This window comes from Bradyrhizobium sp. INPA03-11B, from assembly GCF_040446015.1.
Classification (GTDB): Bacteria; Pseudomonadota; Alphaproteobacteria; order Rhizobiales; family Xanthobacteraceae; genus Bradyrhizobium; species Bradyrhizobium macuxiense_A.
On record NZ_JASGSR010000014.1, the window covers coordinates 23,079 to 35,045 of the forward strand.

The 11,967-nt window shown below is 64.6% G+C and carries 11 protein-coding genes; 3 read left to right on the forward strand and 8 right to left on the reverse strand.

Features of this window, described 5'->3' with window-relative positions:
* Positions 1-176: 176 nt before the first annotated feature.
* Positions 177-1,340 carry a patatin-like phospholipase family protein gene (locus tag QMZ05_RS08095; RefSeq protein ID WP_353700325.1) on the forward strand — a complete coding sequence of 388 codons (1,164 nt, stop codon included), beginning with the start codon at positions 177-179 and terminating at the stop codon, positions 1,338-1,340.
* A 101-nt stretch (positions 1,341-1,441) separates the two neighbouring features.
* On the opposite strand, the gene QMZ05_RS08100 is transcribed toward QMZ05_RS08095, so the two are convergent.
* Together QMZ05_RS08100 and QMZ05_RS08105 are read right to left on the reverse strand one after the other, a co-directional pair.
* Positions 1,442-3,001 (reverse strand): carboxyl transferase domain-containing protein, encoded by a 1,560-nt coding sequence (locus QMZ05_RS08100; RefSeq protein WP_353700326.1) that lies wholly within the window; start codon positions 2,999-3,001, stop codon positions 1,442-1,444.
* Positions 2,931-3,905 (reverse strand): helix-turn-helix domain-containing protein, encoded by a 975-nt coding sequence (locus QMZ05_RS08105; RefSeq protein WP_050418843.1) that lies wholly within the window; start codon positions 3,903-3,905, stop codon positions 2,931-2,933. The genes QMZ05_RS08100 and QMZ05_RS08105 overlap by 71 nt, the downstream gene beginning before the upstream one ends.
* A gap of 130 nt (positions 3,906-4,035) precedes the next feature.
* Between QMZ05_RS08105 and QMZ05_RS08110 the strand changes: the two genes are divergently transcribed.
* Both QMZ05_RS08110 and glsA read left to right on the forward strand, forming a co-directional pair.
* Positions 4,036-4,257, forward strand: a complete 222-nt coding sequence (locus tag QMZ05_RS08110; protein WP_353700327.1) for an acetyl-CoA carboxylase biotin carboxyl carrier protein subunit — start codon at positions 4,036-4,038, stop codon at positions 4,255-4,257.
* 283 nt (positions 4,258-4,540) lie between these two features.
* Positions 4,541-6,400, forward strand: a complete 1,860-nt coding sequence (glsA, locus tag QMZ05_RS08115; protein ID WP_353700328.1) for a glutaminase A — start codon at positions 4,541-4,543, stop codon at positions 6,398-6,400.
* A 177-nt stretch (positions 6,401-6,577) separates the two neighbouring features.
* Here the strand turns inward: glsA and QMZ05_RS08120 are convergent, their stop codons facing one another.
* The 6 genes from QMZ05_RS08120 to QMZ05_RS08145 form a co-directional block, all read right to left on the reverse strand.
* A complete protein-coding gene (locus QMZ05_RS08120; protein WP_353700329.1) occupies positions 6,578-7,105 on the reverse strand; it encodes a carboxymuconolactone decarboxylase family protein in 528 nt (175 codons plus the stop codon).
* A gap of 475 nt (positions 7,106-7,580) precedes the next feature.
* Positions 7,581-7,940, reverse strand: a complete 360-nt coding sequence (locus QMZ05_RS08125; RefSeq protein WP_353700330.1) for an OB-fold domain-containing protein — start codon at positions 7,938-7,940, stop codon at positions 7,581-7,583.
* Complete coding sequence (locus tag QMZ05_RS08130) at positions 7,937-9,073, reverse strand: thiolase family protein (protein ID WP_353700331.1); 1,137 nt, start codon at positions 9,071-9,073, stop codon at positions 7,937-7,939. Before QMZ05_RS08130 ends, QMZ05_RS08125 begins: the two co-directional genes overlap by 4 nt.
* Positions 9,074-9,199: 126 nt before the next feature.
* Positions 9,200-10,366, reverse strand: coding sequence for an acyl-CoA dehydrogenase family protein (locus QMZ05_RS08135; protein WP_353700332.1), 1,167 nt, complete (start codon positions 10,364-10,366; stop codon positions 9,200-9,202).
* Positions 10,367-10,376: 10 nt separating this feature from the next.
* Entirely contained in the window at positions 10,377-11,576 is a 1,200-nt protein-coding gene (locus tag QMZ05_RS08140; protein ID WP_353700333.1) for a CoA transferase, read from the reverse strand.
* A gap of 168 nt (positions 11,577-11,744) precedes the next feature.
* Entirely contained in the window at positions 11,745-11,945 is a 201-nt protein-coding gene (locus tag QMZ05_RS08145; RefSeq protein WP_146984508.1) for a hypothetical protein, read from the reverse strand.
* Positions 11,946-11,967: the final 22 nt, after the last annotated feature.

Below are 11,967 nucleotides of genomic sequence, written 5' to 3' on the forward strand. Positions count from 1 at the left end.
ATGAGGGATTTCCTTCAGGGGCATGACCCCCGGGGCGTGACCCGCATTTGCCTGATGAGGCCAATGCTAACCATGCAGGCAGGCATGGCGGATGCGCCGTGCGTCGGCGCGACGCTTGTCATCACCGCGTCATCGGCGCCCTGAATTCTCGCCGCGAATTTTTTGGAGTGTCCGATATGGACGCGCGTACCCCTCATGTCGACGATATCGAGCACGCGACGCCAGGCTGGCGTCCCCAAGGATGCGATCGCGTGGCGCTGGTGCTGCAGGGCGGCGGCGCGCTCGGCGCCTATCAGGCCGGCGTCTATCAGGCGCTGCATGAGTGTAACATCGAGCCCGACTGGGTCTGCGGCGTCTCGATCGGCGCGATCAACTCGGCGATCATCGCCGGCAATCCGCCCGACAAGCGGCTGGAGCGGCTGCACACCTTCTGGGATCGCATCACCAGCCGCAAGATCTGGCACTACACGCCTGATGGCGACATCTTCCGCAAGGCGCGCAATTTCACCAGCTCATGGCTGACGACGACGCTGGGGCAGCCCGGCTTCTTCACCCCGCATCAGTCCAATCCGTGGCTGAGCCCGGCCGGCGCCCGCACCGCCACCAGCTATTACGACACGACGCCCTTGCGTGAATCGCTGCTCGAACTGGTCGATTTCGACCGCATCAATTCCAAGAAGCTGCGCTTTGCGGTCGGCGCGGTGAACGTGCTGTCCGGCAACTTCATCTATTTCGACAACGCCCATGACGAGATCATCCCCGAGCACATCATGGCGAGCGGCGCGCTGCCGCCGGCGCTGCCGATGGTGAAGGTCGGCACCGATCACTTCTGGGACGGCGGCATCGTCTCCAACACGCCGCTGCAGCATCTGCTCGACCAGGAAGACAACATGAATTCGCTGGTGTTCCAGGTCGATTTGTTCTCGGCGCGCGGCGCGCTGCCGCGCGACATCCAGGACGTGATGGCCCGCCACAAGGACATCATGTATTCGTCGCGCACCCGCTACAACACCGACGTCTACCGCAAGACCTACAATCTGCGCACCGCCCTGCATAACGCGCTGGGAAAGATTCCGGACGAGCAGCTCTCGGACGACGAGCGCCAGCTCAAGAAGGCCAACAGCCGGCTGCCCGGCATCACGCTGCTGCAGCTGATCTATCAGCAGAAGGCCTATGAGGGCGACGCCAAGGACCACGAATTCTCCGGCACCTCGATGCGCGAGCACTGGGCGAGCGGACATGAGGATACCAAGCGCTCGCTGAAGCGCCGCGAATGGATCAAGATGCCCGAGAACGGCATGGGCATCGTGATCCACGACGTGCATCGCGAGGCGGAGTAGTAGCGTGATGTCGTTCCGGGGCGATGCGTAGCATCGAACCCGGAACCTCGAGATTCCGGGTTCGGTCCTGCGGACCGCCCCGGAATGACAACATCAAAGGCTTACGGCCGCGTCGACATGTTGCTCGGCGGCCCGGCCTTGCGGATCGGCTCGGCGAGGCGCGCGAACTCGCAGAGCAGCGAGCGCGTCTTGCGCGGGTCGATCACCTCCTCGACCCAGAATTTCTCGGCCGAGCGGAACGGCGAGCGCAGCTTGTTGAGGCGATCCTCGATCTCGCGCAGCTTGGCGGCGGGATCTTCGGCCGCATCGATCTCGGCGCGATAGGCCGCTTCGATGCCGCCTTCGAGCGGCAGCGAACCCCAATAGGCGGACGGCCAAGCATAGCGCATCGAGAAGCGGTTGGCCGGCTGATGCACCACGCCGGCGACGCCGAAGGCATTGCGGATGATAATGGTGCACCAGGGCACCGTGCTCTGGTTGACCGCGGCCATCGCGCGCACGCCGTGGCGGATGGTCGCCGACTTCTCCGCCTCGAGCCCGATCATGAAGCCGGGGCAATCCATCAGATAGACCACCGGCAGATGGAAGGTCTCGGCGAAGTCGACCCAGCGCACCACCTTCTGGCACGCGTCCGAGGTCCACGAGCCGCCATAGTGGAAGGGATCGCTGGCGAGCAGCAGCACCGCCCGGCCCTCGATCCGCGCCAGCCCGGTGATGACAGGCCGGCCGAAATTGGCGGCGACCTCGAAGAACGAGCCCTTGTCGACCACGGCCTCGATGATCGGCCGCATCTTGTAGACCTGCCGGCGGTTGCGCGGCACGGCCTTCATCAGCGATTCCTCGGCACGTTCCGGGTCGTCGGTGCAGGGAATGGTCGGCGGCAAATCGTAGACCGACGACGGCAAGTAGGACAGGAAGCGCCGCGCGTAGTCGAACGCCTCCTCCTCGGTGTCAACGGCCTGGTCGATCCCGCCGGCACGGGTCTGGATGTCGGCGCCGCCGAGCTCCTGCTTGGTCAGATCCTGGCCGAGCCGCTTCACCACCGGCGGACCGGCGACGAACATCGCGGAGCTCTTGGTCATGACCGAGTAATGCGTGGCCGCCAGCCGCGCGGCACCCAGGCCCGCGACCGAGCCGAGCCCGAGGCCGACCACCGGCACCTGCGCCAGATTGGCAAGCGTGAACCAGTACGAACGGGTGCCGCCGACGCCACCGGGCAGATTGGCGGCGCCCCTGGTCTCGATGGTCTTCACCGAGCCGCCGCCGCCGGATCCCTCGATCACGCGGATGATCGGCAGGCGGAAGTCGTGCGCCATCTCCTCCGCCATCAGCGGCTTGGCGGAAATCGAGGCATCGGCCGAGCCGCCACGCACGGTGAAATCGTCTCCGACCACGACCACGGTGCGGCCGTCGACCTTGGCGCGGCCGAACACGCAGTTCGCCGGCGTCAGATGCTTGAGTTCGTTGCTCTCGTCGTATTCGGCGATGCCGGAGATGGCACCGACCTCGTGAAAGCTGTTCTGGTCGACGAGCTTGTCGATGCGCTCACGAACTGTGAGCCGGCCCTGGTCGCGTTGCCGCTTGACCTTGTCAACGCCTCCCATCTCCCGCGCGAACGCTTCGCGCCGGGCGAGGTCGTCGAGTTCCGGCTTCCAGTTCATTCATTGCCTCCGTCTTGATGATTTTGTTGTTGTTATGGGCGGTCACCGGAAGCGACTTGCGTTCGATCCGATTGTTGAAGATGTCGCCGTCGGCGCCTTCGAGCAGGCTGCCGAGCGCGGCGGCGAGATCGACCATCTGCGGCGCCACCTCGCGATGCAGCCGCGCCTCGTCATACATCGCCGAGAGCAGGCCGATCGTGGTAACCACATAGGTCTGATATTGCGGCGACCACAGCGGCACCGCGACGCCGTTGATGTGCGGGCTCCACAGGCCGCAGGCGACGACATAGCCGTGCTCCTGCAGATGCCGGCGGTTGGCCGCGATGCGCGGCGTCAGCATCTTGGCGCCCTCCGGCAACTCGCCTTCCATCTCCGCGATCAGCGCATCACCGATCGCGGGATCGAGCGCGGCGGTGTAGGCATGGCCGGCGGCGGTGGTCGCCATCGAGATGCGGCTGCCGGTCGCCTCATGCAGGCCGAGCGCGTTCGCCGCGCGGGCGAACTCCAGATAGACCAGATGAAAACGGTCGGGGATGACGAAGCCCACGGTGCCGGGCAATTGGTCCGCGACATCCTGCAAGCGCAGCCGGATCAGGTTGCGAAGCTGCAGCCCCTTCATCATCGTGGTGCTCATCGCGACCGCGCTCGGCCCGATGCGATATTTCTGGTCGCGCGGCAGATAGACGAGTTGTCCCATCCGCGTCAGCGTGTGCGTCAAGCGCGACACCGTCGAACGCGGCAGACCGCAGCGGTTCGAGATCTCGAGATTGCCGAGCCGCGCTTCATGTCCCTCGAAGCACCGCAACACATCGAAGGCGCGCGACACCACCTGGATCACATCGCCATCGCCAGTCTCGCTGGCGAGCATTCCCTGCCTGCTAAGCCGTTCCGAGCGCCGTCCCATTTTGTTTGGCTCCATTCCGTCATGCGGAATAAAATTCCACTTGCAGATGAAGCTACCTCAGGCAATCTGCCGCCACAACAAAAAGCCGTTCGCCGGATGAAATTTCCGCTAGACGGTATCGGAGAGTGGAATGCCAGAGATCAAGGTTGTGACCGAAGTTGCCGGGCGCGTTTGCGCGCTTCCTGTTGAAACCGGCAGCAGCATCGGCGATGGCGACGAGATTGCGTTCGTCGAAGCGATGAAGATGGAGATACCGGTCACATCGACGGCAGCAGGCAAAATCAAGTCGATTCTGGTGAGGATTGACGATGTCATCGCCGAAGGCCAGGCGATCGCGATCGTCGAGACCTGACGGCGGGCGTGCCGCCGCCTCGCACGGATCAAATTCCCAGATGCCGCATCCTGGGTGGTGGTTGCCCTGCAGCCAACACAATGGCGCACGCTGTTTCGCTTTCGAAACATTCCCGATCAGGAAGTTTCGTATGACGAAACAAATGCCGAGCAACCGCTCGTTTTGTGAACATCTGTTCGAAAGTCGGTGGCCCCTCCGATCGCGTCCGATCCGGCCGCCTCACGGCTGACGTCGAGGCGCGCTCGGTTGCGCGCGCCCTGATTGCGTTGCACAACTGGAGGCGATGAAGCGATCACCTCCTCCCGTCACTGCCTCTACCGTCAACTGGGCCCGCTCGCAGCCGCCGCTGCTGCGGTTTCTGCATACTTGTTACGCAGACTTCCTGCCGGAGGAGGCCGGCGCGGTTGCCGACTACATCCCCGAGCTCGGCAAGGCCGATCCTGCCCATTTTGGCATCAGCCTGGCGACGCTCGACGGCCATGTCTACGAGGTCGGCGACACCCGGGTGCCCTTCACCATCCAGTCGATGTCGAAGCCGTTCGTGTTCGCGCTGGCGCTGGACACGCTGGGCGCCGAGCGGGTGGAAAGCGTGATCGGCGTCGAACCATCCGGCGACCCCTTCAATTCGATCCGGCTCAATGCCGACAACCACCCGTTCAATGCGATGGTGAACGCTGGCGCGATCGCCTGCTCCGGCCTGCTCCATGCCGACAAGGGCGACGGCGCGTTCGACTATATCCGCCATGCGCTCGGCCGCTTCGCCGGCCGCGAGCTCGACGTCGACGATGCGGTCTACACCTCCGAGAGCGCCACCGGCGACCGCAACCGGGCGATCGGCTATCTGCTGCGCACCAACAGCGTGATCACCGAGAACGTGCCTGCGGTGCTCGACGTCTATTTCCGGCAATGCGCGATCCTCGTCACCGCGCGCGACACCGCCGTGATGGCGGCGACGCTGGCCAACCGCGGCATCAATCCCTTGACCGGCGAACAGGTGGTGACGCCCTACGCGATCGCGCGCACGCTGTCCGTGATGACGTCGTCCGGGATGTACGACTACGCCGGCGAATGGATTTACCGCGTCGGCATCCCTGCCAAGAGCGGCGTCGGCGGCGGCATCCTGGCGGCACTGCCGGCGCGGCTCGGGCTCGGTAGCTACTCGCCAAAACTCGACAAGCACGGCAACAGCGTGCGCGGCATCAAGGTCTGCGAGGCGCTGTCGGCGCATTACGATTTGCACATGCTGAACCGCAGCGACGACGCCCGCCACAGCATCATCGCCGACTACAATATCGGCAAGAACCCGTCGCGCCGGGTGCGGCGGCCGCAGGAACAGGAGATCCTGGCAAAGCACTTCCAGGAGGTGCGCGTGATCGAACTGGTCGGCACGCTGTCACTCTCCAATGTCGACTATGTCTCGCGCCGCCTCGCCGGCAGCCCGCGGCCGGAGTTCGTGATCTTCGACCTGCGTCGCGTCACCGCGACGACCCGCGCCGGCGCTAGGCTGGTCGCGGAGGCCTTCCAGGAACTGGCGGAGCTTGGCGTCACCGTGATCCTCTCCGGCATCAAGCGGACCTCGCGCGAATGGACCACAATCAGCGAGTGGACCAACCGGCTCAGCAATATCAGGGATTTCTACCTGCTCGACACCGCGATCGAATGGGCCGAGGACCAGATCGTCTACCGCTATGGCGGCTCGATCGACTTCCTCGAGACGACAGAGCTTTCCGAGCAGCCGCTGCTCGCCGGATTGAGCGAGGCCGAGATCGCCGATCTCGCCGCGCTCTGCGCGGTCAGGACCTACCAGCCGAACGAAAAGATCATCACCGCGGGCACCGAGGCGACCTCGCTGTTCTTCCTGCGCAGCGGCGTGGTCCACGTCACCCTGCCCGACGGCATCCGTCTCGCGACCCTGACTGCCGGCATGGCGTTCGGCGAAATGGCACTGCTGGAGCCGAAGCGGACCGCAGACGTGATCGCCGATATGTCGGCCACCGCCTATGAGGTCGCGATCACGGATTTCGAGCGCTTCCGCGAGCAGCACCCGCGCGCGGGCGAGCGGATCATGCGCAACCTCGCGCAGATCCTTACCGAGCGGCTGATCGTGGCGAACGCGAAGGTGGATCTGCTGACGTCGGGGTAGGTCTCTCGTCCCCCTCGCCCCGCTCTTGCGGGGAGAGGGTTGGGGTGAGGGGCCGCCTCCGCAAAATGACTCCGAGTTAGACTCGCGGAGGCTCCCCCTCACCCGGATCGCATTTCATGCGCTCCGGCCTCTCCCCGCAAGCGGGGCGAGGCAAAGGAGTCTGCGCCCGGCTAGACCTCAGCTCACCACTTCCGTCACAGGCTGCATGTCGATCTCGAACGTCTCGAGAAACTTCGACGTCATGATGTAGAAACCGACCGAGAGCTGCAGCTCGATCAGCGCGGCCGGCGTCAACAGCGACGCGATCGCCTTGAACGTCGCATCCGTCGGCTTCTTCAGCTTGACGATCTCGTCGGTGAAGGTGAGCGCGGCGCGCTGCACCTCGTTGAAGCAGGTCGCAGACTGCCAATTCTCCAGCGCGGCATTCTGCTCGTCGGTGACGCCGACATTCTTGCCGATGCGCTTGTGCGCGACGATCTCGTAAGGCGCCTCGCACAGAATGCCGGTGCGCGTGATCGCAAGCTCGCGCACGATCGGATCGAGCTCACCCTTGTGGCGGATCGCGCCGCCGAGCCGGCAGTACTGTTCAAAGTAGCTCGGCGAATGCGCCATCATGCGGAAGATGTTGGCGTTGCGGTTCTTGTCGAGGATCTCGCGGGTCCGCGGGCTTGCCTTCGCGGGATCGGAGTAGTCGATACGGGCCATTTCCTAACCTTGATCTTGCTGTCGTTTCTGTCGGGTTCGAAACAGTATCGGGCAGCCGTCGCAGGAGCAACACGCCCGAGTCAAATTGCCGCCGCATTCAAAGACAACCCTGCCAAAGTCGATATTCGCTGAGTGGGGACTCATCAAAGCGAATGCTCGACGCGGGGTGTTCCGAGTAAAAAATCTGGCCGTCGAGCGCGTAATCTGCGCAACGATGAGTCACGCCCAAGTCTAGGGGAAACGCATGAAGGAAGCCACCAAGAGGGCGGCCTCGGAAGCGCTTGCGCAAATGCTGGCGGTGACGGCGATGCTCGTCATCGCCAGCTTTGTCTTTTACTGGCACTGAGGCATGATCCCGAAAAGTGTGTAGCGGTTTTCGGAAAGATCATGCCTAAACAAGTCATCCGCAACTGGAGGGGCGAGAGCGAACCAATTCAGCCTGGTTTCGCGTTCTGACTGGATCGTTCAGCCCCTCTCATTTCGCCTTTTCGAAATACGGCACCAGCCGTCCCGCAAATTGCGTGAAGCGCGCCGAGACCTTGTCGCCGATGGCAAGGTCGCTATCGCCATGCGCCATCATGCGAAAGCCCTCGTCGGCATCGACCAGCACGATGTTGTAGGGCACATGCGCCCGCGTCTCCGGCGTTGCGGCACGGCAGACCAGCGATGTCGCATACACCGTCCCTGCCCCGCTCGCGCGATGCTCGGCGAGATCAGGCGAGCCGCACGCCGCACAGAAGCTACGGCGAAAATATTGCCGCGCGCCGCAAGCGTTGCAGGTCTGATAGATGATGGCTTCCGCGCCCTTGGTCCAGTCAGCGATCGGTCCACTCATCGCACGCGCTCCAGGAACATGCTGACATGCGACGACAACACGCCGCCGTCGCCGTGCAGCAGCGCGACCGAGGCATCGCGCACCTGGCGGTTTTCGGCGCGGCCGGTCATCTGCAGATGGGTCTCGACCAGATGCGCCATCGCGCCGCCGACGCCGCAATGACCGTAGCTGAGCAGGCCGCCATGGGTGTTGAGCGGCATCTCACCATCCCCATTGAAATAGCCGGCGCGCACTCGCGCCGCGGCCTCGCCGCGTCCGGCGAGGCCGAGATCTTCCAGCAGCATCGCCAGCGTGATCGTGAAGCTGTCGTAGACCGCGGCGTAACGGACGTCCGAGATCGCGATGCCCGACGCCGCTTTCGCCTTCGCGATCGAAATCTCCGCGCCGAGTTCACTCAACGCGGGCGCGGCCGTGATGTGCTGATGGGTGTGCGCCTGGGCACAGCCGCGGATGCGGACCCGCCGCTCGCCGGTCGGCTCGCGGCTGATCACGCAGGCCGCGCCGCCGTCGGACACCGGGCAGCAATCGAGCAGCTTTAACGGCATCGCCACCGGCTTCGAGGCCATCACATCGGCAACCGTGATCGGCTCGTGGAACTGCGCGCCGGGATGCGTCAGGGCGTGCTTGCGCATCAGCACGGCGAACTCGGCGAGATCCTCTTGCGTCAGCCCGTATTCATGCATGTAGCGGGTCGCGACCAGGCCGTAATAGGCCGGGATCGTCGGCCCCAGCGTCACCTCGTAGTCGGGATGCCCGACCTGGGCCAGCGCCTGAATCGAGGCGTCACGGCTCTGCCCGGTCAGCCGGTTCTCGCCGCCGACCACCAGCACGTGTTTCGCCACGCCGGCATCGACGAGGTGATGCGCCAGCATGGTCATCGCGAGTCCCGTCGCGCCGCCGACCTGCACGGCGTGGGCGTAGGACGGGCGGATGCCGAAATGCTCGGCGAATACGGTCGCCAGCATGATGTGCGGCGCGACCGTGGAATAGCCGCACAGGATGCCGTCGATGTCGGCGCGCTTCAGCCCGGCATCGGAGATCGCAAGCTCGGCTGCCTTGCTCATCAGGTCGAGCGAGGACAAGCCCTCATGCTTGCCGTAAGATGTGAGGCCGACGCCGGTGACGAAGCTCATTTCACCTCACCTCTCTCAGAGCGTCATTCTGGGGCGATGCGAAGCATCGAACCCGGAATCTCGAGATTCCGGGTCTGGTCCTTCGGACCATCCCGGAATGACGACCATCACTAACACTTCCCATCATCAATACGACTTCGGAAGGCCGAGCACCTTCTCGCCGATGAAGCTGAGAATGAGCTGCGGGCTGATCGGCGCGATGCGCGGGATCAGCGACTCCCTGAGGTAACGCTCGACGTGGTACTCCTTGGCGTAGCCGAAGCCGCCATGGGTCATCACGGCCTGCTCGCAGGCGTGGAAGCCGGCTTCCGCCGCCAGATACTTTGCGGAGTTCGCCGCGGGGCCGCACGGCAGGTTCTGGTCATATTGCCAGCCGGCGCGCAGCACCATCAGCCAGGCCGCCTCGAGCTCCATCCAGCACTTCGCCAGCGGATGCTGGATCGCCTGGTTCATGCCGATCGGACGGTTGAACACGATGCGGCCCTTGGCATATTCCGACGCCCGCTTCAGCGCAATCTGACCGAGGCCGACGGCTTCCGCCGCGATCAGGATGCGCTCGGGGTTCATGCCGTGCAGGATGTATTCGAAACCACGACCTTCCTCGCCGATCCGGTCCTCGACCGGGATCTCGAAATTCTCGAAGAACAGCTCGTTGGAGTCGACCGGCTTGCGGCCCATCTTCTCGATCTCATGCACGGTGACGCGCTTGCGGTCGAAGTCGGTGTAGAACAGGCTGAGGCCGTGGGTCGGGCTCCGCACCTCCTCCAGCGGCGTGGTGCGCGCGAGCAGCAGGATCTTGTTGGCGACCTGCGCGGTCGAGATCCACACCTTCTGGCCGTTGACGATGTATTTGTCGCCGTGCCGCACCGCGCGGGTCTTGAGCTGGGTGGTGTTGAGGCCGGTGTTGGGCTCGGTGACCGCAAAGCAGGACTTGTCGCGACCGTCGATGATCGGCGGCAACATGCGCTGGCACTGCTCCTTGGTGCCGAACACGACCACCGGATTGAGCCCGAACACGTTCATGTGCACGGCCGATGCGCCGGACATGCCGGCGCCGGATTCGGAGATCGTGCGCATCATGATCGCGGCATCGGTGATGCCGAGGCCGGAGCCGCCATACTCCTCGGGGATGCAGATGCCGAGCCAGCCGGCATCGGCCAGCGCGCGATGGAAGTCGGCCGGATAGCCGCCCTCCTTGTCCTTCTTCAGCCAATAGGCCTCGTCAAAGCGCGAGCAGATTTTTGCCACCGCGTCGCGGATCGATTCCTGGTTGGCGGAGAGTGCGAAATCCATCTGTCGTCTCCTATGCCTTCAGCGCCTTGGCCGCGCCGTCGCGCAGCATCGCCGCGATCTCCTCAGTCGAGAAACCCGCCTCGCGCAGGATCGCTTCACTGTGCTCGCCGAGCCGCGGCGCCAGCCGGTTCCGTTCCACCTTGGTCTCCGACCATCGCGCCGACGGCGTCATGCTGCGGATACGACCTTCGGTCGGATGCTCGACGACGGGGAAGACGCCGGTCGCGACCATATGCGGGTCCTCGAGCAGGCTCTCGAGATCGTGCATCGGCATCACGGGCACGTCGGCCTTCTCGAGGATCTCGTTCCATTCGGCCGTCGTCTTGGTCTGCAGGATGCGCGCGAGTTCGGCGTAGACGACATCGATGTTGTTGGCGCGGCCGGCGAAGGTCGCGAACTTCGGATCGCTGCGCAGATCGTTGCGGCCGGTCGCCTTGAAGAAGTTCTCCCACTGCTTGTCGTTGTAGACGATCACGCAGATATAGCCGTCGAGCGTCTTGTACGGCCGCCGGTCCGGCGAGAGGTGACGGGCATAGCCGCCCTTGTCGAGCGGCGGGTCGTAAGTCAACCCGCCCATGTGGTCGCCCATGACGAACCCGGCCATGGTCTCGAACATCGGGATGTCGACGCGCTGGCCCTGCCCGGTGCGGTCGCGGTGCACGAGGCTCGCGCAGATCGCGCCGACCGCGGTGAGGCCGACGATGCGATCGACCAGCGCATTCGGCACGTAGCGCGGCACGCCGTCCGAGGTCTGCGCCATCAGCGCCGGCAGCGCGGTCGCGCCCTGGATCAGATCGTCATAGGCGGGCTTCGCGGCATACGGCCCGTCCTGGCCGAAGCCGAACACGCCGGCATAGATCAGCCGCGGATTGACCTTGGCGACGACGTCGTAGCCGAGCTGCAGCCGCGCCATCGCCTGCGGGCGCACATTGTAGACCAGCACATCGGCCTTCGCGATCAGCCGCAGCACGGCCTCGCGCCCTGCCGGCTTCTTCAGGTCGAGGCAGACCGAGCGTTTGCTGCGGTTGGTGTTGAGGAACACTGGGCCCATGCCGGGATGCCGGGTCGGACCGATCTGCCGCGTCACGTCGCCATCGGGCGATTCCACCTTGATGACGTCGGCGCCGTAGTCGCCAAGCATCTGCGTGGCGTAGGGTCCCATCAGCACGGTCGTCATGTCGACGACCTTGATACCCTGCAATGGTCCCATCGTGCTGCTCGCTCCCCGGCTGTTCTGGATTGAAGCCTAGTAACGGGAGGTCTTTGCCGAGATCAAGCTGCGCCGGGCGTATGGGCGTATGCGCGGTGGCGGCCGGATCGTTTCCGCGCGACGGAACGCAGGGCGGGCGAAGCGTGCCTACCGCCGGCCCGATGCCGGTTACTGCCCCGTCATCACCTCGCGCGCCTTCAGGAGCTTCTCCAGTTCCGCATTCTGCTGCTCGAGCCGCTGGGCGATGCGCTCCTCGACTTCGGCGCCCGCAGCGCCTGCGGCCTGCTCGATCAGCTGCCTGATATTGTCCCGGAGGATCGCGATGCGATCGTTCACTTCCGACAGCGACAGAGACGTCTCGATTCCCATGGTCCGTTCTCCCGGTGACTGG